This is a genomic window from Micromonospora sp. S4605 (assembly GCF_003176715.1).
GTDB classification, from domain to species: domain Bacteria; phylum Actinomycetota; class Actinomycetes; order Mycobacteriales; family Micromonosporaceae; genus Micromonospora; species Micromonospora echinaurantiaca.
In genome coordinates, this window is record NZ_QGSW01000290.1 from 1 (window position 1) to 25,856 (window position 25,856).

The following is a 25,856-nucleotide window of genomic DNA, read 5'->3' on the forward strand; positions in this document are numbered from 1 at the left end:
GTGGCTGGGCTGGCGGATGGGGCGTTCGGGATGCCTGCGGGGCGGCGGGAGACGATTCGGGCGCTGGCCCGGGCCGTCGCCGGCGGCGAGCTCGACCTCGATCCGGGTGGGGACCGGGAGGAGGCGGTGCGGCGGCTGCTGGCGCTGCCCGGGATCGGGCCGTGGACCGCCGGCTACGTGGCCATGCGCGCACTCGGCGACCCGGACGTCCTGCTCCCCACCGACCTGGCCGTCCGCCGCGGCGCCGCCGCCCTCGGCCTGCCCAGCGACCCGAAGACCCTCGACGCGTACGCCGAACGGTGGCGCCCCTGGCGCTCGTACGCGGTGATCAGACTCTGGAGAGCAGCATGAGCACGACCATCGACAGCACCGTCCTCACCACCCCGACCGGACCGCTGAGCATCCTCGTCGACGCCGGCGGCGCGGTCCGGGCGGCCGGTTTCACCGCCGATCCGCAGCAATTGCTGCCGGTGATGCACCCGAGCCTGCGGGCGCCGCTGCGGCACCGGGCCGACCTCGGCCCGATCACCGCCGCCGTGGCGTCCTACCTGGACGGCGACCTGACCGCGATCGACGGGGTGCCGGTACGGCAGCACAGCGGCGGCGCCTTCCTGGCGCACGCCTGGGACGTGCTGCGCGAGGTGAAGCCGGGCGAGCCGGTCACCTACACCGGGTTCGCCGGGCTGGCCGGCCGCCCCCAGGCGGTACGCGCCGCCGCGGCGGCCTGCGCCCGCAACGCCGCCGCGCTCTTCGTCCCCTGCCACCGGGTGCTGCGCACCGACGGAACCCTCGGCGGCTACCGCTGGGGGCTGGACGTGAAGAAGTGGCTTCTCGGTCATGAGCGGCGGTTGACGGCAAGCTGACACCTGTCGATCTCATGTTTGCCGATACCGTCGGGTAGTGCCTGCGGAGAGCGACGGCAACCCGGCTCCCGGGGTCGCGGCTGGCCGACATCCGCTGCACAGTCCTGGCCGGCATCCGCTGCACAACCTCTGGCGACTGCGCCATTACCTGCGCCCGTACGCGGTCGAGTTCGGCTGGCTGCTGCTGGCCGCGCTCGCCGCCACCGGGGCCAGCATCGCGATCCCGCTGGTGGCCCAGCGGGTGGTGGACGGGCCGGTCGCCCGGCAGGACCCGGCCGGCCTGTTCCGGCTGGCCGGGCTGGCCCTGCTGCTCGGCCTGGCCGAGGCGCTGCTGATCTTCGTCCGGCGGTGGGTGCAGTCGTCCTCGTCGGTGGCCATGGAGGCGGCCATCCGGGCGGACGTCTACGCCCACCTGCAACGCCTGCCGGCCAGCTTCCACGACCGGTGGCAGTCCGGCCAGCTGCTCTCCCGGATCACCAGCGACCTGTCGGTGATCCGCCGGTTCCTCTCCTTCGGCCTGTTCTTCCTGGTACTCAACCTGGTCACCTATGTGGTCGTGGTGGTGCTGCTGATCCGGCTGCACCCCGCGCTGGGGCTGCTGGTCGCGGCCAGCGCGGTGCCGCTGCTGCTGATCAGCCGCCGCTTCGCCCGCGCGTACCACACCGCGTCCCGGCGGATGCAGGACCAGCAGGGCGACGTCGCCACGCTGGTCGAGGAGACCGCGCAGGGCCTGCGCACCATGAAGGCGTACGGCCGGGGGCCGGAACTGGCGGCCCGGTTCGCCACCGGCGCGCGGGCGCTGCACGACACCGGGGTGGGCAAGGGGCGGCTGCTCGCCCGCACCTCCGCCCGGCTCGACCTGGTGCCGAACCTGACCCTGGGCGTCGTGCTGGTGGCCGGGGCCGCGGCGGCCGCCGCCGGGGTGCTCACCATCGGCGAACTGGTCGCCTTCGTCAGCCTCCAGCTGATGCTGATCTGGCCGGTGCAGTCGCTGGGCTGGATCATCGCCAACGGGCAGGAGGCGGCCACCGCGGCCGACCGGGTCCAGGAGGTGCTGGACACCCCGCCGGCCATCGTGGACGCCCCCGGCGCGGTGTCGCTGCCCCGCGCCGCGGTCCGCGGCCGGCTCCGCTTCGAGCGGGTCAGCTTCCACTATCCCGGGGCCGGCACGCCGGTGCTGCGCGACGTGGAGCTGACCGTCGAGCCCGGCGAGACGCTGGCCCTGGTCGGCGCGACCGGCTGCGGTAAGAGCACGCTGCTCTCCCTGGTGCCCCGGCTGCACGAGGTGACCGGTGGGCGGATCACGCTCGACGGGCACGACCTGCGGCAGGTACGGCTGGCCTCGCTGCGCCGGCTGGTCGGGGTGGCGTTCGAGGAGCCGACGCTGTTCTCCATGTCGGTCTGGGAGAACCTCACCCTGGGCCGACCGGACGCCGGCGAGGACGAGGTGAGGGCCGCGCTCGCGCTGGCCCAGGCCGACTTCGCGTACGACCTGCCGTGGGGGCTGGCCACCCGGGTCGGCGAGCAGGGGCTGTCGCTCTCCGGCGGGCAGCGGCAGCGGCTCGCGCTGGCCCGGGCGGTGCTCGGCCGGCCGGCGCTGCTCGTCCTCGACGACCCGCTCTCCGCCCTCGACGTGCAGACCGAGGCGCTGGTGGAGGCGGCGCTGAAGCGGGTGCTGCGGGAGACCACCGCGCTGCTGGTGGTGCACCGGCCGTCGACCATCGCGCTCGCCGACCGGGTGGCGCTGCTCGACGGCGGCCGGATCGCCGCGGTGGGCCGGCACACCGACCTGCTCGCCACGGTGCCGGCGTACCGCGCGGTGCTCTCCGCCGAGCCGCCGGACGCGACCACCGAACCGGCGCCCGGCGGTCGCGGCCTGGTGCGGTCGTGACCGCCGAGGCCGGGTCCGGCGAGGAGGCCGACGACGGGCCGGACCTGACCCGGTGGCGCGGGATCGCCACCGACCCGGAGGCCGACCGCAGCCAGGCCGAGGAGGACAGCCCCGAGGCGCTGGCCCGCCTGCGGGCCCGCAGCCGGCTGCTGCTGCGCGACCTGCTCCGCCCGCACCGGCGCCCGCTCGGCACGGCGGTCGCGTTGCTGCTGAGCCAGAACGCGGCCGCGATGGCCGGGCCGTACCTGGTGATGCTCGGCATCGACCGGGCCATCCCGCCGCTGCGCGCTGGCGAGGCCGGCCCGCTGGTCGCCGTCGCCGGCGCGTTCGGCGCGGCCACCGCTGTCGAGTTTCTGGCCCGGCGCGGCTTCCTGACCCGCTCCGCGCAGATCGGCCAGGCCGTCCTGCTCGACCTCCGCCAGCGGGTGTACGGGCACTTCCTGCGCCTGCCGGTGGCGTTCCACGAGCGGTACACGTCGGGGCGGATGGTCTCCCGGCTGACCAGCGACCTCGACTCGATCGCCGAACTCGTCGACGGCGGCATCGACAGCCTGGTCCTCGCCGTGCTGTCGATCGTGTCGGTGGCCGCCATCCTGCTCTGGCTGGACCTGCCGCTGGCCGCCGTGACGCTGCTCGCCTTTCCGTTCCTGTTCTGGCTCTCCCGCTGGTTCGCCCGCGCCTCGGCCGGCGCGTACCGGCGCACCCGGGAGGCGATGGCGCTGGTCATCGTCCACTTCGTCGAGTCGACCCGGGGCATCCGCGCGGTCCAGGCATTCCGCCGGGAGCCGCGCAACCAGCGCATCTTCGACGCCGTGAACGACGACTACCGGCGGGCCAGCCGGGACGCGTTCCGGCTGATCGCGACGTACTCGCCGGGGATCAAGGTGATCGGCAACGTCACCGTGGCGGTGGTGCTCTGCTACGGCGGCTGGCGGGTGCTGGGCGGGGCCACCGGCGTCGGGGTGCTCGCCGCGTTCCTGCTCTACCTGCGGCGGTTCTTCGAACCGATGCAGGAGCTGAGCCAGTTCTACAACTCGTTGCAGTCGGCCACGGCCGCGCTGGAGAAGCTCGCCGGGGTGCTCGACGAGCGACCGGCGGTGGCCGAGCCGACCCGGCCCGTACCGCTGCCCGCCGGGCCGCCGCGCGGTGCGGTGGCGTTCCGCGCGGTCACCTTCGGCTACCGGCCGGAGACGCCGATCCTCACCGAGCTGGACCTGACCGTCCCGGCCGGGCAGACCGTCGCGCTGATCGGGCCGACCGGGGCGGGCAAGTCGACCATCGCCAAGCTGCTCGCCCGGTTCCACGACCCGCTCGCCGGCACGGTGAGCCTGGACGGGGTCGACCTGCGGGACGTTGCCGACGCGGAGCTGCGCCGGGCGGTGGTGCTGGTCACCCAGGAGACGCACCTGTTCGGCGGTACGGTCGCGGAGAACATCCGCTTCGGCCGGCCGGGCGCCGACGACGCCGCCGTCGAGGCAGCCGCCCGGGCGATCGGCGCGCACGACTTCATCGCCGCCCTCCCCGACGGGTACGCCACCGAGGTGCACCGGCGCGGCGGCCGGCTCTCCGCCGGGCAGCGGCAGCTGGTCGCGTTCGCCCGGGCCTTCCTGGCCGACCCGACGGTGCTGATTCTGGACGAGGCGACCTCGTCGCTGGACGTGCCCACCGAGCGGCTGGTGCAGCGCGCGCTCGGCACCATCCTGCGCGACCGCACCGCGCTGGTGATCGCGCACCGGCTCTCCACCGTGGAGATCGCCGACCGGGTGCTGGTCCTCGACGGCGGTCGGATCGTCGAGGACGGCCCGCCCGCGCGGCTCGCCGCCGGCGGCGGCCGGTACGCCGAGCTGCACCGGCAGTGGCGCGAATCGCTGCTCTGACTACAATCAGCCAGCCACTGCGCCGCCGCCTCGGCAGGATCGCGGGCGCGGCGCCGGACACACGGGGGAAGGTGTGGGCTTGCGGACACGACGGCGCATGATCATCGCGGGGCTGGCCACGGCCGCCTGCGTGCTGGGGACGACGGCGGTGGTGCTGGCGTCCGGGGCGGACCGGGAGCCGGCGGGCGGCCCGCTCGCCGCGGCGACGGCCGACGCGACCGACGCGGATCCGGGCGGACCGGCCGGAACGGCCGGCCTCGGCGCGGCCCGCCCGTCCGCCACCCCGGGCTCGGCTGCCGCGGCCGGCGCTGCCCGCCCGGCCGGCGCGGTCGCCAAGGACGGCCCGGCGTCCACCTCCTACCTGCGGGCCCGCTACCGGCTCGGCGCCGACGAGGCGGCCCGCCGGCTCGCTCTCCAGGAACTCTCCGCGCCACTCGCCGAGGAACTGACCACCCGCTTCCCCGACCAGTACGCCGGCATGTGGCTGGACCAGGCCGGCGGCGGGGTGCTGACCATCGCGGCCACCGACCCGGCGCCGCTGCGCGCGGCGGTGGCCGGCCTGCCGGACGCGGCACACGTCAAGGTGGTGCCGGTGCGGCACTCGCTGCGGCAGCTCACCGCCGGGACGACCCGGCTCGCCTCGGCCCTGGACGCCACCGCCGGCAGCGACGTGGTGGTCGACGTGCAGGCGAACGAGGTGACGGTGCTCACCGGCGACGTGGTGGCCGCCGACGATCCCCGGCTGGCCGACGCGCTCGGCGCGGCCGGGGTGCCGGCGCAGGCGCGTACCCGGCTGCCCGCCGGCACCGTGCAGAAGGCGTGCGACCCGCGCTACTGCGCCCAGGCGCCGATGCGCGGCGGCATCCGGCTCGACGTGCCCCGCGACGACGACACGGTGGGCGGCTGCACCTCCGGCTTCAACCTCCGCGCCCGCTCCGGGGCGTACTACGTGCTGACCGCCGGGCACTGCGTGGTCGGTGGCCGGCACCAGGAGCAGGACCGCACCTGGCACCAGTTCCTCGGGCCGAAGGTGCCGGTCGGGGTCGAGTCGACCAGCCCGGTGCTGGCCGAGAACGCCTACCCGACCGACTACGCGGTGATCCCGTACCAACCGGGCGCGGCGGACCGCTGGGCGTACCCGCGCCGCGCCACCACCGACCCGGTCAACCTGGTCAACTACTGGTGCGTGTCGGACAACCCGAACTGCACCGACGAGGAGGGCAGCCGGGACGTGCCGATCACCGGGTACGTCGCGGCGAGCGCGGTCCAGGTCGGCTGGATCGTCTGCGCCACCGGGTCGGCGTACACGCCGAAGGCGGGCGAGACGTACGTCGACTCGGGCGCCGGCACCGGCTACGTGCCGGGCACCCGGTGCGGGGAGGTCTTCGGCAGGGGCAGCGGCGGCATCGACGTGTACATCTGCGCCCGGCCAGGCGACAGCGGCGGCCCGCTCTTCGTCGAGTCGACCGGCAAGGCGCTGGGCATCCTCTCCGACGGTGACCCGGGGCAGGGCGCCTGCACCAACCCGAACGAGCGCAACTACTACGCCCCGGTCTCCACCATCCTCGACCGGGTCAACGCGCGCACCGGGCTCGGCTTCGTGCTACCCACCCGCGGCCCGCTGCTCGGCCCGATCGCACCCTGAGCGGCCCCTGCTGGCCGCGCCCACGGGCGGCGCGGCCAGCCTGGGCGACGGCCGGTGCGGCGGCGGCTCAGGTCGGGCCGGTGGCCCGCTCCCCGGCAGCGGACTCGGCCGGGTCACCGGTGACCGGAGCCGGGTCCGCCGGATCGGCGGTTACCGACGCCGGGTCGGCGGTTACCGACGCCGGGTCGGCGGGGGGTGTGCGCCGCCGGTCACGGGTCGACAGGTCGACGGCGAAGAGCAGCACCACCACCAGGGCGACCCCGGCGGCCAACGCTGGCAGCCCCCAGGTGCGCACCGCGGGCTGAGCCTCCCCCGCGCCGAGCAGCACCGGCAGCAGCAGCTGGCAGCCGAGCAGCAGCGCGGCGACGCCCAGGGTCAGCAGCCCGGCGGGTGGGTCCGGCGCCGGGTCCGGCCGGCCCGCCGCCCGGAGGAAGGCGACGGCCCAGGCCAGGGCGAAGGCGAGGACGAGCAGATGCCCGGCGGTCGAGGCCTCCTCGCGCCCGAACGACACCTCCGCGACCAGCGCGTACGCCGCGCCGAGCAGCAGCAGCGCCACCGCGTCCCAGGGCAGCGCCCGGTCGGCGTACCGGGTGACCACGACGGCGACGGCGACGACCGCCAGGACCAGTGGCAGCAGCAGCGCCGAGGCCCGGTCCGAGACGCCGCCGAGGCCGTAGAGCGTGGCCGGGCCCAGCACGTAGGCCGCCAGCACCCAGCGGGCGCCAGTGGCACGCCAGGCGTACCAGGCGTAGCCGACCAGCACCATCGCGGCGAGCACGGCCAACCCGATCTGGTACGGCCGGTCCGGCGGGGGTGCCGCCAGCACGTCCCGTTCGGCGGGCAACCGGGGCGACGACCGTTCCACCAGCCACCACCGCACGGCCGCCGCGGCCGCCGCCACGGCGACGGCCAGCGGCACCACGCCCCGCCGGACCGGCGGGCCGGGCACCGTGAACGCGCCGCCGCCGGTCAGCAGCGCCGCGCCCGCCACCAGCAGCAGAGCCACCCAGGCGACCAGGTCGACGGCGGTGTCGGCGGAACGGCCGGGGTCGGCGAGCGGGGTGGCTGGCTGGAGCACCACCCCGGCCGCGAAGGCGACGGCGACCACCTGCCGCGACCGCCGGCCGAGCTGGGCGAGGGCGAGCAGCGTCCCGCCCACCGCCAGGCCGCCGCCGGCCACCGCGACCAGGACCATCGCGGTGGACCGGGGCAGCTGGTCGGGTTCGCCGGTCAGCGCCGGCACCAGGTCGACGACGGCCAGCGCGGTGAGGCCGGCGGCCGCCAGCCACCAGCCGCCGACCCGGGTGAGCAGGAGCGGCGCCACCAGGGCGAGGAGCAGGACGGGGGCGGCGAGCAGCCCGGCCACTGTCCACCCGGGGCTGACCAGGCCCTCGATGCCGGCGTAGACGGCGACGCGTACCGGCTCGGTGGCGAAGTACGCGCCCACGGCCAACGCGGCCAACGCGCCAGCGACCGTCTCGCCGACCGGCATGGTGGGACGGGACTGCGGTTCCACAGCCATGAGCGGCCTCCCGAGCGCGATGGAGGCCGATGGTGCCACAACCGACCAACCGCCGCCGTCCCGTCGGGACGGCCCGACACCGGGCGACGACGTGCGGCAGCGGTCGGCCGGCCGAGCGGCCCGAATTCGGCCGCGGCGCGCGGGTTAACGCGTGGTCCGGTCACCGGCCGCTGCCTACGATCGACGGATGACCGATACGGCGAGGACGGCCCGCGCCGGCGTCCCCGAGCGTCCGACCCTGGACGGGCTCGAGGAGACCTGGGCGCGCCGCTGGCAGGAGGAGGGCACGTACGCGTTCGACCGCTCGAAGCAGCGATCCGACGTGTACGCGATCGACACCCCGCCGCCGACCGTATCGGGCAAGCTGCACATGGGGCACGTCTTCTCGTACACGCACACCGACCTGGTGGCCCGGTTCCAGCGGATGCGCGGCCGGGCGGTCTTCTACCCGATGGGCTGGGACGACAACGGCCTGCCCACCGAGCGGCGGGTGCAGAACGTCTACGGGGTGCGCTGCGATCCCGCCCTGCCGTACGACCCGGGCTGGCGGCCGCCGGCCACCCCAATCAGCGACGCCGCCCGCCGCGACCCGACGCCGATCTCCCGGCAGAACTTCATCGAGCTGTGCGAGCGGCTGACGGTCGCCGACGAGCAGGTCTTCGAGGCGCTCTGGCGCCGGCTCGGCCTGTCGGTGGACTGGTCGCTGACGTACACCACGATCGGCCGGGCGGCCCGGGCCACCTCCCAGCGGGCGTTCCTGCGCAACCTGGCCCGGGGCGAGGCCTACCAGGCGGAGGCGCCGACCCTCTGGGACGTCGGGTTCGCCACCGCGGTCGCCCAGGCGGAGCTGGAGGACCGGGAGCGCCCGGGCGCGTACCACCGGCTGCGGTTCGCCGGGCCGGGCGGGCGCGAGGTGCTGATCGACACCACCCGCCCGGAGCTGCTGCCGGCCTGCGTGGCGCTGGTCTGCCACCCCGACGACGAGCGCTACGCCGACCTGGTCGGCGGCACCGTGCGCAGCCCGCTCTTCGCGGTCGAGGTGCCGGTGCGCGCGCATCCGCTGGCCGACCCGGCCAAGGGCACCGGCATCGCGATGGTCTGCACCTTCGGCGACCTCGCGGACGTGACCTGGTGGCGCGAACTCCAGCTGGACACCCGGGTGGTGATCGGCCGGGACGGCCGGCTGCTGCCCGAACCGCCGGCCGGCGTGCCGGCGCAGCCGTACGCGGCGCTGGCCGGGCAGACCGTCAACGGCGCCCGGCGGACCATCGTCGAGCTGCTGGCCGACGCGGGTGACCTGGTCGGCGAGCCACGACCGATCACCCACCCGGTGAAGTTCTACGAGCGCGGCGACCGGCCGCTGGAGATCGTCTCGACCCGGCAGTGGTACCTGCGCAACGGCGGCCGGGACACCGCGCTGCGCGACGCGCTGCTGGCCCGGGGGCGGGAGCTGCGTTGGGTGCCGGAGCACATGCGGCACCGCTACGAGCACTGGGTCAGCGGCCTGACCGGCGACTGGTTGGTCAGCCGGCAGCGCTTCTTCGGCGTGCCGGTGCCGGTGTGGTACCGGCTCGACGACGCTGGCGAGCCGGACTTCACCCACCCTCTCACGCCGGAGGAGTCCGCGTTGCCGGTCGACCCGTCCAGCGACGCCCCGCCCGGGTACGAGGAGTCCCGGCGCGGGCGGCCGGGCGGCTTCGTCGGCGACCCGGACGTGCTGGACACCTGGGCCACCTCGTCGCTCACCCCGCAGATCGTCGGCGGCTGGGAGACCGACCCGGACCTGTTCGCCCGGGTCTTCCCGATGGACCTGCGCCCGCAGGGGCAGGAGATCATCCGCACCTGGCTCTTCTCCACGGTGGTCCGGGCCCACGCCGAGCACGGGGTGCTGCCCTGGCGGGACGCGGTGCTCTCCGGCTGGATCCTCGACCCGGACCGGAAGAAGATGTCGAAGTCCAAGGGGAACGTGGTCACCCCGATGGCGCTGCTGGAGCAGCACGGCTCCGACGCGGTCCGGTACTGGGCGGCGAACGGCAAGCCCGGCATGGACCTGGCCTTCGATCCGGCGCAGATCAAGGTGGGCCGGCGGCTCGCCACCAAGCTGCTCAACGCGTCCCGGTTCGCCCTCGGGCTGGGCGCCGCCGACGCGTTACGCGCGCCGGCGACCGAGCCGCTGGACCGCGCCATGCTCGCCGAACTCTCCGGCCTGGTCGCCACCGCGACGTCCGCGCTCGAGGCGTACGACCACACGGCGGCGTTGCAGGCCACCGAGGCGTTCTTCTGGCGGTTCTGCGACGACTACATCGAACTGGTCAAGGAGCGCGCCTACGGCTCCGGCCCGGGAGCCGGGTCGGCGCGGGCCGGGCTGGCCAGCGCGCTGTCGGTGCAGTTGCGGCTCTTCGCCCCGGTGCTGCCGTTCGTGACCGAGGAGGTCTGGTCCTGGTGGCGGTACGGCTCGGTGCACCGGGCCCCGTGGCCGACCACCTACGAGGTGGGCCGGGCGATCCAGGGCGAGGGTGATCCGGAGCTGCTGCGGCTGGCCGGTGACGCGCTCAGCCAGGTGCGGCGGGCCAAGTCGGAGCGGAAGCTGTCGATGAAGGCGGAGGTGCCGTTGGCCGAGGCGCTCGGCCCGGCCGCGCTGCTGGAGAAGCTGACCCTGGTCGCCGACGACCTGCGGGCCGCCGGCCGGATCAGCAAACTGGACCTGCTCCCCGACCGTACGCCCGAACTCGTCATCGCCTGCGCGTTCTGACGCGACCCCCGCCGCGCCCGCCCGGCGCGGCGGGGTCCCGGGCGCCGGGTGCGCCGTCAGGCGTACGACCGGCCGGAGTAGCCGAAGCCGAGCAGGCCGGCCAGCTCGCGCAGACACTCCTCGAAGACGGGCTCCAGGTCGGTGTAGGCGAAGTCCAGTTGGTGCAGGACCTCCATGCACAGCAGCCCGTACAGCCGGACCCAGCAGGTCAGGAAGAGGTGCGCGGCTTCCGGTGGCAGCTGCCCGTCGATGGCGGCGGAGTAGGCGGTCAGCTGCTCGCGCAGGGACGGGGGCAGGTCGGCCAGGTCGGGCACGGGGAACGGCCGGGTCCGCCACAGCTCGACGGTGAGGTCAAGCAGGACTTGCTCGAACCGCTGGGCGGCCTGGTGACGTACCGAGCCCGGCCGGCGGTTCGGCCCGGCGACCGGACTCGCGAAGATCCAGCCGAACTCGGCCGGATGGGCGATGGCCCAGGCGCGCATGGCTCGGCAGACCGCCAGCATGCGGTCGCCGACCGGCGTGTCGGGGCGAGCGTCCCGGGCCTGTTCCATCGCGGCGGCCATCTCGCGGAAGAAGTCCGCGGTCACCGCGCCGACCAGCTCGTCGTGGCCCGCGTAGTAGTGGTAGAGGGCCGGCCCGCTCATGCCCACCTGGCGGGCGACCGCGTTGATCGTCACCGCGGCTGATCCCTGCTCGACCAGCAGCTTCCGGGCGGCCGCGTGGATCTCCGCGAGGGTGGCCTGACGCAGTCTCGCTCGCCTGCCGGTTGGTGCGGGCATCGTCACCTCTCCTGTCGCCCGGTTCCGCCGTTGACAGCTTAGGGTAAGTATGTTTTCTTAGGGTCTCTAAAAAATCTAGACCCTCTAAGGAGATGTCGTGGAACTCCGCTGGTGGATCCTCTCCGGCGCACTGCTGCTCCTCACCGCGGTGTGGTGGCGGATGTCCAGGTCCGCTCACCTCCGGCGCGGCCTGCCCGCGCCGGCCGCCCGACCCGAGGACTCCTGACATGGCCCGCACGACGCGCAACCCCCTGGTCAGCGTCTTCGGCAAGTACGCCAAGGAGGCCACGATCACCGTCGCCGAGCAGGTCACGCCCACCATGCGGCGGCTGCGGCTGGTGGCCGACGAGACCATCGCCTTCCCCTACACCCCGGGCCAGCACATCCGGATCGAGCTGTTGGACCCGCTGTCGGTGGCGGGCATCCTGCGTCCGGCCGAGACGCTGCGCACGTACACCATCTGGGAGCTCGACCCCGACGAGCGGGCCATCGAACTGCGCATCCACCTCTACCGGGGCGACGGCATCGGGCTGCGGTGGGCACGCGCGGCCCGGGTCGGTGACCGGGTGACCTTCTGGTGGCCGCAGGGCGACTTCTTCACCCGCCCCGCGCCCTACCACGTGTTCATCGGGGAGGAGACCGCCAGCGCCGCCTTCGGGCCGATGATCCGGGCGCTGGACGCCTCAGCCGAGGTCCACGGGGTGCTGGAGAGCGAGGCCCCCGAGCACGACCTGCCCATGCCCGGAACCCGGCCACTGCGCCGGGTCCATCGCCGCGGGCGGCCGGCCACGTCCTCCCCGGCACTGCTCGCGGCCGTGGCCGACCTCGACCTACCGGGCGAGGCCGGGGCCGCGTACGTGGCCGGCGAGGCCAGGACCTGTCAGCTGGTACGCGACTTCCTGGTCCGCGAGCGCCACTGGCCGCGCACCGCCATCAAGGTCAAACCGTTCTGGACCCCGGGCAAACGGGGCCTGCACTGAACCGGCGGCGACGACGACATGAGGAGACCCATGCCCCTCCCCCGGACCTTGATCATTGTGGTCGGACTGGTGACGACGGTCAGCGCGGTCCTCGCCGACCTGGTCATCCCCGACCTGGCGGCACAGCACGCCCACAATCCCCACTGGCCACCGCACGCCAAGTTCCACGACGCCCAGTACATGGTGATGACCGTCCTGCTCGGCCTCACCGGTCTGGTCCTCGCGGCCCGGCAGGGTGTGGATCCGCGCGCCCGGCTGCGCTGCGCCACCGTGGTGCTGGCCACCCCCTGGCTCGGCATGATCGGCGCGCTGCTGTTCCCCGGGACGGCCACCTACGACCCGGAGTTCGCCGATCAGACCGTCTTCGTCCTCGGCCTGCACGGGCAGATCTTCCTGGCCATCGTCATGCTGGCCCTGCTCGCCGCGGCAGCGGGGAGCCTGGGCGGGCTCGGCCTTCGCAGAGTCACCAGCCGCGCAGGAAGCGCAGGCCGAGCAGGAAGGAGATCACGGCCGGGCCGACCAGCAGGGTGATCGCCTGGAGCCGGTACGGCATCCGGTGCCGGGTCAGCTCGACCGCGTTGCCGAGCACGATCACCCCGGCCAGCATCAGGTACGCGCCCCACCAGCCGGTGTCGCCGAAGTCCACCAGACCGGCCCGGATCAGCTGGAAGGTGCCGCCGAGCAGGGCGCCGGCCAGGGCCAGCAGGGCGGCGGCCCGGTGCAGGCCACGGGCCAGCGGATGCGCCGGCCGCCACAGGTAGGTGCCGGCGACCGCCAGGCAGGGCAGGATGATCATGACCGGCCAGCCACGGCCCATCACGCCGAACATCAGCAGCGCACCGACGGCGAAGACCAGCGTGCCGAGACACGCGACCACGTACCCGGCGAACGCCCGCCCGCCGCCGCGGGCCAGCAGTGGGCCGCCGGTGGCCGCGATCAGCGCGCCCGGGATCAGCACGAACCCGGCCCACCAGTGGAAGTGGCCGCTGCCCTGCGCCGCCGTCGTGGTCACCGCGGCGGCCAGCCCGGCCGCCGCGAGGCTCACCAGCCAGTGCCGCGCGGCCGGGTACGGCTGGCGCGGCAGGACGTGTCCCGCTTCTGCACTCACCCGTCCAGCCTCGCCGACCGGGCCGGCCCGGACCATCCGGCCAGCCCTACCATCCGCCCACCGGTAGCCCGCCGGACGCCCCTGGCGCCAGCCGGCCCGCCGCGGTGGCGGGCCGGCGCCGGGGAGGACGCCCAGCCCGGAACCGCCCGGCCGGCCGGGCCGGTACGGCGCGAGGGTGATACCGCCGAGTCATCATGATGATTCAGCGGTATCACCCTCGTGGAACCGTGTCGCCCTCGTCGAGCACGTCCACCGGGAGCGTGCCCGGCGCGCCGGCCGCGTGACGGCACGCGGCCGGCGCCGCTCAGCTGGTCTCGCCGGCCACGCTGAACGAGCGCAGCCGGTCGATCGCCAGCACGGTGAAGCCGACGCTGATCAGCGTGGTCATCACCGCCGCCACCGGCACGGAGACGTCGGCCTCCAGCAGCCCGGTCGGAGCGAGCCGGTCGGCGAGGGCGATCACGTACTGCTGGATGGAGAGCACCTTGGTGCCGCTGACGAAGTTGCCCAGCAGCCCCTCCCAGATCAGCACGTAGACCAGGCCGAGCAGGACCGGTCGCCGGGTGACCAGGCTGAGCGCCACGAACAGTGCCGAGTAGGCCAGCGCCCCGGCCGACGCGGCGGCCGCCAGCGCCAGTCCGAGGCGTACCGAATCGGCCAGCACGCCCGCGACGTAGAGCGGCACCGCGACGGTGACCGCGCTGACGCCGGTGGCCACCGCGAGCTTCGGCAGCACGATCTGCCAGCGCGGCAGCGGCTTGGTCAGGATGTGCACCACGGTGCCGTCGTCGATCTCGGCGCCCAGCACGCCGGTGCCGACGATCAGGGCCACCACCGGCAGCACCACGGCCAGGCCGAGGCCGACCAGCACCGCCGGCCCCCACTCGCCCGGGTCGACCCCGAGCGCGCGGGAGAGCACGGCGAGCAGCACCAGCACCGCCGGGAGCGGCAGCAGCAGGAGGAACCGGCGACGGCCGAACAGTCCCCGCGCGGTGATCCAGGAAACGGTCGACATGTCAGGCCTCCACCAGGTAGGAGAAGACGCTCTCCAGGGACTCGTCCTCGGGCACCAGTTGCCGGACCCGGATGCCGTGCGCCAGGGCGATCCGCGGCAGCGCCCGGGTGAACGCGCCGTAGTCGCCGGCCCGGACGGTCAGGCCGGTGCGGTCCAGCTCGACGCCGGTCACCGACGCCTCGGCCATCAGCGCGACCGCCAGCGCCCGGTCATCGGTGGAGCGCACCGCGAACACGTGCGGCCGGTTGGTCATCAGCCGCCGGATGGTACGGAAGTCGCCGGAGGCGGCCAGCCGGCCGGCGACCATCACCTGGACAGTGCCGGAGACCTGCTCGACCTCCTCCAGGATGTGCGAGCTGAACAGAATCGTGCGGCCCGCGTCGCCGAGGCGGTGCAGCAGCTCCATCATGTGCAGCCGCTGGCGCGGGTCCATCCCGTTGAACGGCTCGTCGAGCAGCAGCACCTGCGGGTCGTGCACCAGCGCCGCCGCCACCCGGGCGCGCTGCCGCATGCCCTTGGAGTACGTGCCGATCCGGCGGTCCTGCGCGCTCTCCAGCTCGACCAGCGCGATCGCCCGCCGGGCCGCCTCCGCCGGGTCCGGCAGCCGGTGCAGCCTCGCGCTGGCCAGCACGAACTCGTGGGCGGTGAGGAAGGCGTGCACCGCCTCCCGCTCGCTGACCAGGCCGAGTCGCCGGTAGACGTCGGGGTTGCGCCAGGTGGGCCGGCCGTCCAGGGTGACCGCGCCGCGCGACGGGGCGAGGAAGCCGGCCATCATGTGCAGCAGGGTGGTCTTGCCCGCGCCGTTCGGGCCGAGCAGCCCGGTGACGCCCGGGCCGAGGCTCATGCTGACGTCGTTGACCGCCACCACGTTGCCGTACCAGCGGGAGACGCCGGCCAGCTCCAGGATGCTCACGGTCGGGGCGGAGGGCTCGCCGGCCGCCGTGGGCCGGGTGTCGGCACTCGTCGTGCTCATCGGGCGGCCACCTTCCGGTACCGGGCCAGCAGCAGGGTGACGCAGGCGGCCACCAGCAGCACGGCGGCGACCGCGTAGACCGGGCCGAAGTCGCCGATCAGCGATTCGGCCTGGCCGGCGCCCTCCTCGGTGATCAGCAGGTCGCCGAGGGACCAGACCCCCACGCCCTGCACCAGCGTCGACGGCGAGGCGAGGAAGGCCAGTTCGTTCACCGCCCGGGACGGCATGACCGACAGGGTGGCGACGATCGGCGTGGTCATCAGGAAGACCGCGACGATGCCGCCGGCGGCGAAGGCCCGCTTGCCGGTGAGCGAGGCGACCAGCAGACCGATCGAGGCGAAGACCACCGCCCAGAGCCCGGCGTAGAGCAGCCCGGGCAGCAGGTCGAGCAGCTCGTTCCAGACCCCGCGCATGCCGTCACCGGTGGTGAAGGCGGCGCCCAGGAACATCACCAGCTGCGGCGCGCCGAGCAGCAGCCAGAGCGCGGTCGCCATCGCCAGCAGCTTGGCCAGCGGGTAGTCCGACCGGGGCAGCGGCCGGGAGAAGTAGAGCGGCAGCACCCCGCTGCGCAGGTCCCGGGAGACCATCTCGGGGGCGACCACCGCGACGAAGAAGATGACCAGCCAGCTCATGTTGTCGGCGAACTGGGCGTACGTCATCACCACCTCGCCGATCTGGCTGCGGACCGCGGTCGCGCCGGCGGCCACCACGGTGACGATGCCGACCACCAGCCAGGGGAAGATCTTGGCCTTGGCGCTGCGGCCCAGGCCGAAGGCGGTGCGCAGGCCGTGCAGGTAGAGCGCGCCGAAGACCTGGCGACGCCCCAGCCGGGGGCCGGTGTAGCGCTGGTATCCGATGTCGTGGATGACGCCGGTGGGCTCAGGCATGGCTGGGCTCCCTCGTGGCGAAGAGCTCGGCCACCCGGTGCCGGCGCTGGTCCAGCCGGTGCAGCGGCAGGTCCAGCTCGGCGACCGCGCCGAGGATGAGGTCGTAGGTGGCGTCGTCGGCGAGTTCGACGAGCAGCAGGCGGCCGTCCCGGCGCACCGGCAGGCGCAGCGCGGCGAGCCGGGCGGCCAACTCCTCGGTGCCCTCGCTGACCTCGACGGCGAGCACGTCGGTGGCCGAGGTCATGGCGGAGATGTGGTCGGCGCGCAGCAGCCGCCCGCCGTCGATGGCGACCAGGGTGTCGCAGATCCGCTCCACCTCGCCGAGCAGGTGCGAGCAGACCAGGACGGAGATGCCGAACTCGGTGCCGATCCGGTGCACCAGAGCCAGCATGGCGTCCCGGCCGGCCGGGTCGAGGCCGTTGGTGGGCTCGTCGAGCAGCAGCAGATCGGGGTCGTGCACCAGCGCCTGGGCGAGCTTCACCCGCTGCTTCATGCCGGTCGAGTAGCCGCCCACCGGGCGGTAGCGCTCCTCGTAGAGCCCGACGTGCCGCAGCGCCTCGGAGGCCCGCTCGCGGGCCACCGTGCGCGGCAGGCCGCTGATCCGGCCGAGATGGGTGACCAGCTCGGCGGCGGTGAGGTCGGGCGGCAGGGCGTCGTGCTCGGGCATGTAGCCGACCCGTGCGCGGACGCCCGCGGATTCCGTGGTGGGGTCGAGGCCCAGCACCCGCACCCGGCCGCTGGTCGGGGCGAGCAGGCCGAGCAGGATCTTGATCAGCGTCGACTTGCCGGCGCCGTTCGCGCCGACCAGGCCGATGATCCCGGGCTCGACCGCGACGGTCAGGTCGGCCAGCGCGGTGACCCCACCCCCGTACGTCTTGGTCAGCGACTCGGTCGCGATGAGTGTCACGCCGCCCAGCGTAGGCATTCCGCGCCCGTCGCGGGCCTGGTGAACCCCTGGCGCTCCCCTGATTCTGCCGGCAGGGTCCCCTAGGGTCCCGACGTCCCGCCCCCACAGCGCGCGGAATCGAGACCAGAATGGTGCCGTTCGTCGACGACTGTCCGGACACCATTCCGAGCGGTACCGAGCCCACCGGAGGACAGATGACCCTCGACACCAGGGCGCCCCGGGTCAGCGTCGTGGTTCCGGTGCACGACAGTGGGCCGCACATCGAGAAGCTGGTCGCCTCGCTACTGCGCCAGTCGCTGCCGCCCGACCAGTTCGAGGTGATCTTCGTCGACGACGGCTCGACCGACGGCACGCCGGCCCGGCTGGACGAGCTGGCCGCCGCGCACCCGCATCTGCACGTGCTGCACATCCCCAACTCCGGCTGGCCGTCGCGACCGCGCAACCTGGGCATCGAGCGGGCCCGGGGCGAGTACGTCTTCTTCGCCGACGACGACGACTGGTTCGGCGACGAGGCGCTCGAACGCCTGCACGACTGCGCGACGGCGCACGACGCCGACGTGGTGGTCGGCAAGATGGCCGGGCACGGCCGCCGGGTGCCCCGCGAGCTGTTCCGCCGCAACCGGTTCGACGCCACGCTCGCCAATTCCCCGCTGATCGACAGCCTGACCTGCCACAAGCTGTTCCGGCGGTCCTTCCTCGACGAACACCGGCTGCGCTTCTCGGAGGGGCCGCACCTGCGGCTGGAGGACCACCGGATGGTCGTCCGGGCCTACCTGCTCTCCAAGCGGACCTGCGTCCTGGCCGACTACACCTGCTACCACCACCGGCGGCGCCAGGACGCCGGCAACGTCACGGCCCGCAAGTTCTTCGACCCGGCCAGCTACTTCGCCGGCCTGCGCGAGGCGCTCGACATCGTCGACGCGCACATCGCACCGGGTGAGGTGCGGGACCGCCTGCACCGACGGTGGCTGCGCCACGAGATGCTCAACCGGCTGCGCCGGCGGCGGCTACTGGAGGCCCCGCCGGAGTGGGCCGACCAGGTCGCCCACGAGGTACGGCAGATCATCCGGGAACGCTTCGCGCCCGGCGTCGCCGCCGGGCTGCCGCCACTGCAACGGGTGGCCGCCCACCTCGCCGAGCAGGGGCGGGTGGACGACCTGCGCCGGCTCGCCGAGTGGGAGACGGGCATCGCGGCCACCGGCGCGGTGGACCGCCGTGAGCTGAGCGACTCGACCCTGACCGTCGCCGTCTCCGCCCACCTGGAGTCCGGGGGCCGACCGGTGACCTTCGCCGCCGACGGTGGCCGGGAGGTGCTGGTGCTGCCGGTGACCGGCGTCGACCCGGCGCTGAGCGACTCGACCGGCACGCTCGACAAGAGCCGGCTCGACCTGATCGCCCGGCGCCGGGAGACCAACGAGGAGGTCTTCCTGCCGGTCACCTTCCGGACCGAGAAGGTGACCGGCACCGCGGACGACGGCACGCTGCACCTCGTCCACCACGCCACCGCCACGATCGACCTCGACCGGCTCAACTCCGGCCGGACGAGGGGCACCTGGTTCCTGAAGGCCCGGATCACCAGTGCCGGGTGGACCGCTGACACGCCCCTGGCGCTCGTCCTGCACTTCTCCGCCGACGGCGCCCGACCGGTGGTGCGCGACCGGGTGGGGCTGTGGCGGCGGGCGCGCTGGGCGGTCAGCCGCCGCCTCCCCCGGTGACCACCTCGTCGTCGCGCAGGCTCTCGGTGCGCTGCTGGCCAGGAACCGTTCCTTCAGCCGGTGGCTGAGCACGCTGAACGTCTTCGTGCCGGAACGGCCCGGCCGGATCGGTAAGGCTCCCGTAACCACCCGGCCCGGTGACCGCCCGTCGGTCGGCGGCGAGACTGGAGCCATGCGCGGCCGCCTGTTCCGTACGCCCCTGACCTGGCTGGCGGTCGCCGTGGTCGGCGCCGGCGCCGCCCTCGGCCTCTGGTGGTTCCAGCCGTGGAAGCTGGTCACCGACGCCGAGGTCGACGAGGATCTGTCGGCCGTGGCCACCGCCGCGTCGAGCGGGCCGGCGACCCCCGCCGACGCCCCGGCGTCCCCGCCCGCCGGCCCGACGGTGGTCCGCAGCGGCGCGTTCGTCACCCACGAGCACGACACCTCCGGCACCGCCCGGATCGTCCGCGGCGCGGACGGCCGGCACCGGCTGGAACTGGTCGGGCTGGACACGTCGAACGGGCCGGACCTGCGGGTCTGGCTCACCGACCAGCCGGTGCGCACCGGCACCGCAGGGTGGCGGGTGTTCGACGACGGCCGGTGGGTCGAGCTGGGCCGGCTCAAGGGCAACCGGGGCGACCAGGGCTACGAGATCCCGGCCAGGGTCGACCTGGCCGGGTTGACCAGCGTCTCCATCTGGTGCAAGCGGTTCGCCGTCTCGTTCGGCGCCGCGCCGCTGGACCCGGCCGGCTGATCCTGCGCACCGCACCGGCACCAGGTCGCCACACCCCCGCCGACCCGGGTCGCCGCCTCCCACCGCCGGTCGTGCCGCCGACCGGACGGGAGTGGAGTGGCGCTCTCGACCGATTCACGGTCGACTGAGAAACTGTGTGCCGGTCAGCGGGTTGGGGGTCTGATGAGCAACGGATGGGTGCTGCCGGACGAGGTGCTGCGGGACGCGCCGGCGTACACACCGCGGCCCGGTGAACTCGCCGATCTGGAACTGCTGCTGATCGGGGCGTACGCCCCGCTCACCGGCTTCATGACCCGCGCCGACCTGGTCTCGGTCAGCCGCCGCGGCCGGCTCGCCGACGACACCCCGTGGCAGGTCGCGGTGACCCTCCAGGTGCCCGCGGCGCTGGCCCAGGGGCTCGATCCGCGCGACCCGGCGCGCCGGGTGCTGGTGCTCACCGACGGCGAGGGCGCCCCGGTGGCCGCGCTGGACGTGGCCGACGCCTGGCAGGTGCGCGACGGGGTGGCCGGGGTCGGCGGTACGGTGCGCCGGCTCGGCGACGGCGGCCACGGTCCGTTCCAGCGGCTGCGCCGCACCCCGGAGGAGGTCCGCGCGCTGCTGCCCCCGGGGCGGGTGCTCGGGGTGGTGGCCGACCGGCCGCTGCACCGGCCGCAGCTGGCCCAGATCGCGCACGCCGCCCGCACCCTGGCCGCGCACCTGCTGGTGATGATCCCGGTCGGCGAGGACGGCACCGGCGGGCTGCCACCGGAGGCGCTGGTGCGCAGCATCTTCGCCGCCCGCGACCGGATGCCACCGGCCACGCTGGTGGCGGTGCCGCTGTCCCGCCGCCGCGACGAGATCAGCGACGCGCTGCTGCGGGCCCGGGTCTCCGCCGCGTACGGGGTGACCCACCTGCTCTCCACCGGCGAGATGCTCTCCGGGGCCGGGCTGCGGGTGCTGGTGCCGCGGGAGCTGGCCTACGACAACCGGGACGGGCAGTGGCGCTGGCGGGAGGACATCCCCCCGCGCAACCGGCGGCTCGCGCTCACCCAGGCCGAGATCGACGACCTGCTGGACCGCGGCTTCCCGCTGCCGGAGTGGCACACCCCGCCGGCGGTCGCCAAGGAGCTGGCCCGGGCCCGGCCGCCCCGGCGGTACCGGGGCCTGGTGGTCTTCCTGACCGGCCTCTCCGGCTCCGGCAAGTCGACCATCGCCCGTGGCCTGGCCGACGCGCTGCGCGAGCAGGGCGACCGGACGGTCAGCCTGCTCGACGGCGACGTGGTGCGCCGGGAACTCTCCGCCGGCCTGGGCTTCAGCAAGACCGACCGGGACCTGAACGTACGCCGGATCGGCTGGGTCGCCGCCGAGATCGCCCGGCATCGGGGGGTCGGCATCTGCTGCCCGATCGCCCCGTACGCGCAGGCGCGGGCGACCGCCCGGGAGATGGCGCTGGCGGCCGGGGCGGGCTTCCTGCTGGTGCACGTCGCCACCCCGCTGGAGGTCTGCGAGCAGCGCGACCGCAAGGGCCTGTACGCGCGGGCCCGGGCCGGCCTGCTCACCGGGATGACCGGCGTCGACGACCCGTACGAGGAGCCCACCGACGCCGACCTGGTCATCGACACCACCGAGCTGACCGTCGACGAGGCGGTGCAGGCGGTGCTGCACCACCTGACCGAGACGGGCTGGGTCGAGCCCCGCCTGCAGTCCACCTGATCACCTGCGCGCGGGGTTCCTTCCCGCCGTCGAGCCGTACGCGCTAGTGTTCATTCTTGTTGGAACACGTTCGACCGCGTGAGACTGCGCGGCTGGCGCGGGAGGTGCGGCGCGATGCTCGCCCAGCAGCGGCAGGCGGCCATCCTCGACCGGGTGCGGAGCACCGGCGGGGTCCGGGTCACCGAGCTGGCCGCCGAGTTCGGCGTCTCGGACATGACCATCCGGCGCGATCTGGAGGCGCTGCACGACCGCGGCCTGCTGGCCAAGGTGCACGGCGGGGCCACCGTGGCCGGCCCCGGCTCCACCGACGAACCCGGCTTCCGGGCCAAGTCGGTGCGGCAGCTGCCGGAGAAGGCCGCCATCGCCGGCCGGGCCGCCGAACTGGTCCGGCCCGGCGCGGCGATCGCCCTCTCCGCCGGCACCACCACCGCCGAGCTGGCCCGCCGGCTGGTCGACGTGCCCGGCCTGACCGTGGTGACCAACTCGCTGCCGGTGGCCGAGATCCTGCACGCCGGTGGCCGCCCCGACCAGACGGTGGTGCTCACCGGCGGGGTGCGTACGCCCTCGGACGCGCTGGTCGGGCCGCTGGCCGTGACCGCGATCCGGTCGCTGCACCTGGACCTGCTCTTCCTCGGGGTGCACGGGATCAGCGAGCGGGCCGGCTTCACCACCCCCAACCTGATGGAGGCCGAGACCGACCGGGCCCTGGTGGCGGCGGCGGACCGGCTGGTGGTGCTGGCCGACCACACCAAGTGGGGCACTGTCGGCATCTCCTCCATCGTCGAGCTCTCCGCCGCCCACGTGCTGGTCAGCGACGACCGGTTGCCGGCGGACGCCCGCCGGGTACTCGGCGAGCGGGTGGGTGAGCTGGTGATGGTTTCCGGGACGGGCGGGGCACGGACGACCACCCCGACGAGTGGAGAGGTGGCGGAGTGAAGCGCACCGCGATCCGGCTGGCCGACGGCCGCGAGCTGATCTACTTCGACGAGCGGGACGACGCGGTCCGCGACCAGCCGGACCGCCGGGAACTGCCTCCGCTCCCGGCCGCCTCGCAGCTGCGCCACGACCCGCTCACCGACGAGTGGGTGGCGGTCGCCGTGCACCGGCAGACCCGCACGTTCCTGCCCCCGGCGAACGAGTGCCCGCTGGACCCGTCCGTCGGCGACCGGCTCACCGAGATCCCGGCGCCGGACTACGACGTGGTGGTCTTCGAGAACCGCTTCCCGTCGCTGAGCGGCCGGGTGGCCGACGAGCCCGGCGAGATCACCCCGTTCACCCCGGTCCGTCCGGGGCTGGGGCGCTGCGAGGTGGTCTGCTTCACGGCCGACCACGACGCCTCCTTCGCCAGCCTGCCGCCGAGCCGGGTCCGCACCGTGTTGGACGCGCTCGCCGACCGGACCACCGCGCTGGGTGAGCTGCCCGGGGTCGAGCAGGTGTTCTGCTTCGAGAACCGGGGCGTGGAGATCGGCGTCACCCTGCACCACCCGCACGGCCAGATCTACGCGTATCCCTTCGTGACGCCGCGTACCCGGTCGCTGCTGGCGGCCGCCCGCCGGCACGCCGAGCGCACCGGCGGTGGCAACCTCTACGCGGACGTGCTCGCCGCGGAGCGGGCTGCCGGCGAGCGGGTGGTCGCGGCCAACGAGCACTGGACGGCGTACGTCCCGGCGGCCGCCCGCTGGCCGTTCGAGGTGCACGTGGCCCCGCACCGGCCGGTGCCCGACATCCCGGCGCTGGACGACGCGGAGCGGGACGCGTTCGGCCCGCTCTACCTGGACCTGCTGCGCCGGTTCGACGGGCTGTTCGACCTGCCGATGCCCTACATCGCCGCCTGGCACCAGGCCCCGGTCCGGGTCGACCGCGAGCTGGGCCACCTGCACCTGCAGCTGTTCAGCATCCGGCGGGCGAAGGACAAGCTGAAGTACCTGGCCGGCTCGGAGTCGGGGATGGGTGTGTTCATCAACGACATCGCCCCGGAGCGGGCCGCCGAACTGCTCCGCGCCGCCTGACGGGCCTGGCCGCCACCTGACGGGCCTGGCCGCCAGCGGAGGGTCCGGACAGGGCGCGGGGGGCCCGGGACAGGGCCCCCCGCAGGGAAGGGACGGCTGGCTGTGCACGACAGCCGGGAAGGCTGGCTGATCGGCACGCTGCCGCGAGGCGACCGCGTCAACCCTCCTGGACGCGACTGGCATCTCGTCCACCCAGGTCAACGAGGCGCGCCGAGGATGGTGACGCTGCGTGCGTGTCGCCCTCGCGACACGCCGAACCGCGCCAGCCGCGCCGACCTGGCGTCGAGCAACCGCCCCAGGGACGGCGGAAGCCCGCCGGCGGGTGCCGGCGGGCTTCCGGGTGGTGCTGGTCGACGACTCAGGCGGCGAGGCGGCGCGCCAGGTTCTCGTCGAGCGCGTTCATGAACTCGTCGGTGGTCAGCCACGGGGCGTCCCGCGAGATGAGCAGCGCGAGGTCCTTGGTCATCTGGCCGCCCTCGACGGTGTCGATGATGACCTGCTCCAGCGTGTTGGCGAACTCGGTGACCGCCGGCGTGCCGTCCAGCTTGCCCCGGTGGGCGAGGCCACGGGTCCAGGCGTAGATCGACGCGATCGGGTTGGTCGAGGTCTTCTCGCCCTTCTGGTACTGCCGGTAGTGCCGGGTGACCGTGCCGTGCGCGGCCTCGGCCTCGACCGTCCGGCCGTCCGGGGTCATCAGCACCGAGGTCATCAGGCCCAGCGAGCCGAAGCCCTGCGCGACGGTGTCGGACTGCACGTCACCGTCGTAGTTCTTGCAGGCCCAGACGAAGCCGCCCTCCCACTTGAGCGCGGCGGCGACCATGTCGTCGATCAGCCGGTGCTCGTAGCTGATGCCGGCGGCCTCGAACTCGGCCTTGAACTCGTTCTCGAACACCTCGGCGAAGATGTCCTTGAACCGGCCGTCGTACGCCTTGAGGATGGTGTTCTTGGTCGACAGGTAGACCGGGTAGCCCCGGTCCAGGCCGTACCGCATCGAGGCGCGCGCGAAGTCGCGGATCGACTCGTCGAAGTTGTACATGCCCATGGCGACGCCGCCGCCGGGGAAGTTGGCGACCTCCATCTCCATCGGGGCGGAGCCGTCGGCCGGGGTGTAGGTGATGGTCACCGTGCCCGGGCCGGGGACGACGAAGTCGGTGGCCTTGTACTGGTCGCCGTGGGCGTGCCGGCCGATGATGATCGGCTTGGTCCAGCCGGGGACCAGCCGCGGCACGTTGGACATGATGATCGGCTCGCGGAACACGACGCCGCCGAGGATGTTGCGGATGGTGCCGTTCGGCGACCGCCACATCTTCTTGAGGCCGAACTCCTCCACCCGGGCCTCGTCCGGGGTGATCGTCGCGCACTTGACGCCCACGCCGTGCTCCTTGATGGCGTTGGCGGCGTCGACGGTGACCTGGTCGTCGGTCTCGTCGCGGTGCTGGATCGACAGGTCGTAGTAGTGCAGGTCGACGTCGAGGTAGGGCAGGATCAGCTGCTCCCGGATCTGCTTCCAGATGATCCGGGTCATCTCGTCGCCGTCGAGCTCCACGACCGGGTTGTTTACCTTGATCTTCGCCATCGGCCGGCGCTCCTCTCGGGGGACACGTGCTCAAGCAGTACGAGCGTACTGGAACCGGCTGGCGTTCCCCACCCGGCCTCCGTCGGCGCGCTGACCAGCCCGGATGCGGGCGCGGGAAAACGGGGATGCCCGACCAGCGGGATCGGTGGCACCATCGCCGGATGCCGCCGAACCGCACCCTCGGGTCTATCACGGTCACCGCGCTCACCGACGGCGAGGGGCCGTTCTTCCAGCCCCGCGAGGAGGCGTTCCCGCACGCCACGGCGGAGCAGTGGCGCGCCGCCGACCGGCTGGACCCGGGCTCGGTCACCGCCGACGGGCGGTGGTGGCTCCGCTTCCGCAGCTTCGCCCTCCGGGTCGGGGACGGGCCGGTCACCCTGGTCGACGCGGGCATCGGCCCGGCCGGCTCCCCCGCTGCCAGCTGGGCGCCGGTGCCCGGCCGGCTCCCCGCCGAACTGGCCGCCGCCGGCATCGACCCGGCCGACGTCCGCACCGTGGTGCTCACCCACCTGCACAGCGACCACATCGGCTGGGCGGTCACCGGTTCGCCGGGCACGCCGTACTTCCCGAACGCCGACTACCTCGTCCAGCGGGCCGAGCTGGACGCGATCGAGTCGATCAACCCGGGGCTGCCGGCCGGCCTGGTCGCGCCGTTGCGCGCCGCCGGCCAGCTCCGGGCGGTCGACGGCGAGGCCACCATCGCTCCGGGCGTACGGCTGCTGCCGACGCCCGGGCACACCCCCGGACACCAGTGCGTGCTGCTCGACGGCGGGGACGAGCGCCTGCTGCTCACCGGCGACCTGCTGGTGCACGCCGTCCAACTGGTCGACCCGACCCTGGCGTACGCCCACGAGCTGGACCCGACGGCCGCCCGCACCTCCCGCACCACCCTCCTGGACACCCTCGCCACCCACCCCCCCACCACCCTACCG

At 74.2% G+C, this 25,856-nt stretch carries 23 protein-coding genes; 15 read left to right on the top strand and 8 right to left on the bottom strand.

Annotated features, from left to right (window positions below; translation table 11 throughout):
- The 5 genes from DLJ47_RS25930 to DLJ47_RS25950 all read left to right on the top strand — a co-directional run.
- On the top strand, positions 1-351 hold a 351-nt coding region (locus tag DLJ47_RS25930), incomplete at its 5' end, for a DNA-3-methyladenine glycosylase family protein (protein ID WP_446723601.1).
- Positions 348-863 (top strand): methylated-DNA--[protein]-cysteine S-methyltransferase, encoded by a 516-nt coding sequence (locus DLJ47_RS25935; RefSeq protein ID WP_109903674.1) that lies wholly within the window; start codon positions 348-350, stop codon positions 861-863. The genes DLJ47_RS25930 and DLJ47_RS25935, both read left to right, overlap by 4 nt.
- Before the next feature lie 37 nt (positions 864-900).
- Positions 901-2,754, top strand: coding sequence for an ABC transporter ATP-binding protein (locus tag DLJ47_RS25940; protein ID WP_446723602.1), 1,854 nt, complete (start codon positions 901-903; stop codon positions 2,752-2,754).
- Complete coding sequence (locus DLJ47_RS25945) at positions 2,751-4,631, top strand: ABC transporter ATP-binding protein (RefSeq protein ID WP_109903676.1); 1,881 nt, start codon at positions 2,751-2,753, stop codon at positions 4,629-4,631. The genes DLJ47_RS25940 and DLJ47_RS25945 overlap by 4 nt, the downstream gene beginning before the upstream one ends.
- A gap of 79 nt (positions 4,632-4,710) precedes the next feature.
- Positions 4,711-6,276: a S1 family peptidase gene (locus DLJ47_RS25950; protein ID WP_146228197.1), complete on the top strand. Its 1,566-nt coding sequence runs from the start codon at positions 4,711-4,713 to the stop codon at positions 6,274-6,276.
- 67 nt (positions 6,277-6,343) lie between these two features.
- On the opposite strand, the gene DLJ47_RS25955 is transcribed toward DLJ47_RS25950, so the two are convergent.
- Positions 6,344-7,798, bottom strand: coding sequence for a hypothetical protein (locus DLJ47_RS25955; protein ID WP_146228198.1), 1,455 nt, complete (start codon positions 7,796-7,798; stop codon positions 6,344-6,346).
- A gap of 187 nt (positions 7,799-7,985) precedes the next feature.
- On the opposite strand from DLJ47_RS25955, the gene valS reads away from it, so the two are divergent.
- On the top strand, positions 7,986-10,550 hold the full coding sequence (gene valS / locus DLJ47_RS25960; RefSeq protein ID WP_109903682.1) for a valine--tRNA ligase: 2,565 nt from the start codon (positions 7,986-7,988) through the stop codon (positions 10,548-10,550).
- A gap of 56 nt (positions 10,551-10,606) precedes the next feature.
- On the opposite strand, the gene DLJ47_RS25965 is transcribed toward valS, so the two are convergent.
- Positions 10,607-11,329, bottom strand: a complete 723-nt coding sequence (locus tag DLJ47_RS25965; RefSeq protein ID WP_109903684.1) for a TetR/AcrR family transcriptional regulator — start codon at positions 11,327-11,329, stop codon at positions 10,607-10,609.
- Between the two features lie 97 nt (positions 11,330-11,426).
- Between DLJ47_RS25965 and DLJ47_RS37545 the strand changes: the two genes are divergently transcribed.
- Genes DLJ47_RS37545 through DLJ47_RS25975 form a run of 3 tightly spaced genes read left to right on the top strand, consistent with a single transcriptional unit; the run spans position 11,427 to position 12,840 of the window.
- Positions 11,427-11,555: a hypothetical protein gene (locus tag DLJ47_RS37545; protein ID WP_255562335.1), complete on the top strand. Its 129-nt coding sequence runs from the start codon at positions 11,427-11,429 to the stop codon at positions 11,553-11,555.
- Position 11,556: 1 nt separating this feature from the next.
- Positions 11,557-12,309, top strand: a complete 753-nt coding sequence (locus tag DLJ47_RS25970) for a siderophore-interacting protein (RefSeq protein ID WP_109903686.1) — start codon at positions 11,557-11,559, stop codon at positions 12,307-12,309.
- Positions 12,310-12,339: 30 nt separating this feature from the next.
- Entirely contained in the window at positions 12,340-12,840 is a 501-nt protein-coding gene (locus DLJ47_RS25975) for a DUF6640 family protein (protein ID WP_199236006.1), read from the top strand.
- Here the strand turns inward: DLJ47_RS25975 and DLJ47_RS25980 are convergent.
- The 5 genes from DLJ47_RS25980 to DLJ47_RS26000 form a co-directional block, all read right to left on the bottom strand.
- On the bottom strand, positions 12,773-13,417 hold the full coding sequence (locus tag DLJ47_RS25980; protein ID WP_109903710.1) for a hypothetical protein: 645 nt from the start codon (positions 13,415-13,417) through the stop codon (positions 12,773-12,775). The two genes, DLJ47_RS25975 and DLJ47_RS25980, sit on opposite strands and share 68 nt — an antisense overlap.
- 304 nt (positions 13,418-13,721) lie before the next feature.
- Positions 13,722-14,432, bottom strand: coding sequence for an ABC transporter permease (locus DLJ47_RS25985; protein WP_109903688.1), 711 nt, complete (start codon positions 14,430-14,432; stop codon positions 13,722-13,724).
- A 1-nt stretch (position 14,433) separates the two neighbouring features.
- Positions 14,434-15,405, bottom strand: a complete 972-nt coding sequence (locus DLJ47_RS25990) for an ABC transporter ATP-binding protein (RefSeq protein ID WP_109903690.1) — start codon at positions 15,403-15,405, stop codon at positions 14,434-14,436.
- Positions 15,402-16,292 carry an ABC transporter permease gene (locus tag DLJ47_RS25995; protein WP_109903692.1) on the bottom strand — a complete coding sequence of 297 codons (891 nt, stop codon included), beginning with the start codon at positions 16,290-16,292 and terminating at the stop codon, positions 15,402-15,404. Before DLJ47_RS25995 ends, DLJ47_RS25990 begins: the two co-directional genes overlap by 4 nt.
- The gene (locus DLJ47_RS26000) at positions 16,285-17,199 is read right to left on the bottom strand and encodes an ABC transporter ATP-binding protein (RefSeq protein ID WP_109903694.1); all 915 of its coding nucleotides are present in this window, start codon (positions 17,197-17,199) and stop codon (positions 16,285-16,287) included. Before DLJ47_RS26000 ends, DLJ47_RS25995 begins: the two co-directional genes overlap by 8 nt.
- A gap of 194 nt (positions 17,200-17,393) precedes the next feature.
- On the opposite strand from DLJ47_RS26000, the gene DLJ47_RS26005 reads away from it, so the two are divergent.
- The 5 genes from DLJ47_RS26005 to galT all read left to right on the top strand — a co-directional run bounded on the left by DLJ47_RS26005 (position 17,394) and on the right by galT (position 23,348).
- Entirely contained in the window at positions 17,394-18,914 is a 1,521-nt protein-coding gene (locus DLJ47_RS26005; protein WP_109903712.1) for a glycosyltransferase family 2 protein, read from the top strand.
- A 172-nt stretch (positions 18,915-19,086) separates the two neighbouring features.
- A complete protein-coding gene (locus tag DLJ47_RS26010) occupies positions 19,087-19,647 on the top strand; it encodes a DM13 domain-containing protein (RefSeq protein WP_109903696.1) in 561 nt (186 codons plus the stop codon).
- A gap of 162 nt (positions 19,648-19,809) precedes the next feature.
- Entirely contained in the window at positions 19,810-21,339 is a 1,530-nt protein-coding gene (cysC, locus tag DLJ47_RS26015) for an adenylyl-sulfate kinase (RefSeq protein ID WP_109903698.1), read from the top strand.
- A gap of 114 nt (positions 21,340-21,453) precedes the next feature.
- Positions 21,454-22,275, top strand: coding sequence for a DeoR/GlpR family DNA-binding transcription regulator (locus DLJ47_RS26020; RefSeq protein WP_109903700.1), 822 nt, complete (start codon positions 21,454-21,456; stop codon positions 22,273-22,275).
- Positions 22,272-23,348 (top strand): galactose-1-phosphate uridylyltransferase, encoded by a 1,077-nt coding sequence (galT, locus tag DLJ47_RS26025; protein WP_109903702.1) that lies wholly within the window; start codon positions 22,272-22,274, stop codon positions 23,346-23,348. Before DLJ47_RS26020 ends, galT begins: the two co-directional genes overlap by 4 nt.
- Positions 23,349-23,706: 358 nt before the next feature.
- Here the strand turns inward: galT and DLJ47_RS26030 are convergent, their stop codons facing one another.
- Complete coding sequence (locus DLJ47_RS26030; protein ID WP_109903704.1) at positions 23,707-24,924, bottom strand: NADP-dependent isocitrate dehydrogenase; 1,218 nt, start codon at positions 24,922-24,924, stop codon at positions 23,707-23,709.
- Between the two features lie 161 nt (positions 24,925-25,085).
- On the opposite strand from DLJ47_RS26030, the gene DLJ47_RS26035 reads away from it, so the two are divergent.
- The coding region (locus tag DLJ47_RS26035; protein ID WP_109903706.1) for an MBL fold metallo-hydrolase at positions 25,086-25,856 on the top strand (771 nt) is incomplete at its 3' end.

Bases quoted from the DNA above. Each gene is read 5' to 3' on its own strand.
- DLJ47_RS26010 (WP_109903696.1), top strand. From the start codon at position 19,087: ATGCGCGGCCGCCTGTTCCGTACGCCCCTGACCTGGCTGGCGGTCGCC.
- DLJ47_RS25970 (WP_109903686.1), top strand. From the start codon at position 11,557: ATGGCCCGCACGACGCGCAACCCCCTGGTCAGCGTCTTCGGCAAGTAC.
- DLJ47_RS25935 (WP_109903674.1), top strand. From the start codon at position 348: ATGAGCACGACCATCGACAGCACCGTCCTCACCACCCCGACCGGACCG.
- DLJ47_RS25975 (WP_199236006.1), top strand. From the start codon at position 12,340: ATGCCCCTCCCCCGGACCTTGATCATTGTGGTCGGACTGGTGACGACG.
- cysC (WP_109903698.1), top strand. From the start codon at position 19,810: ATGAGCAACGGATGGGTGCTGCCGGACGAGGTGCTGCGGGACGCGCCG.
- DLJ47_RS26030 (WP_109903704.1), bottom strand. From the start codon at position 24,924: ATGGCGAAGATCAAGGTAAACAACCCGGTCGTGGAGCTCGACGGCGAC.
- DLJ47_RS25965 (WP_109903684.1), bottom strand. From the start codon at position 11,329: ATGCCCGCACCAACCGGCAGGCGAGCGAGACTGCGTCAGGCCACCCTC.
- DLJ47_RS26005 (WP_109903712.1), top strand. From the start codon at position 17,394: ATGACCCTCGACACCAGGGCGCCCCGGGTCAGCGTCGTGGTTCCGGTG.
- valS (WP_109903682.1), top strand. From the start codon at position 7,986: ATGACCGATACGGCGAGGACGGCCCGCGCCGGCGTCCCCGAGCGTCCG.
- DLJ47_RS25990 (WP_109903690.1), bottom strand. From the start codon at position 15,405: ATGAGCACGACGAGTGCCGACACCCGGCCCACGGCGGCCGGCGAGCCC.
- DLJ47_RS25985 (WP_109903688.1), bottom strand. From the start codon at position 14,432: ATGTCGACCGTTTCCTGGATCACCGCGCGGGGACTGTTCGGCCGTCGC.
- DLJ47_RS26020 (WP_109903700.1), top strand. From the start codon at position 21,454: ATGCTCGCCCAGCAGCGGCAGGCGGCCATCCTCGACCGGGTGCGGAGC.
- DLJ47_RS25955 (WP_146228198.1), bottom strand. From the start codon at position 7,798: ATGGCTGTGGAACCGCAGTCCCGTCCCACCATGCCGGTCGGCGAGACG.
- DLJ47_RS25995 (WP_109903692.1), bottom strand. From the start codon at position 16,292: ATGCCTGAGCCCACCGGCGTCATCCACGACATCGGATACCAGCGCTAC.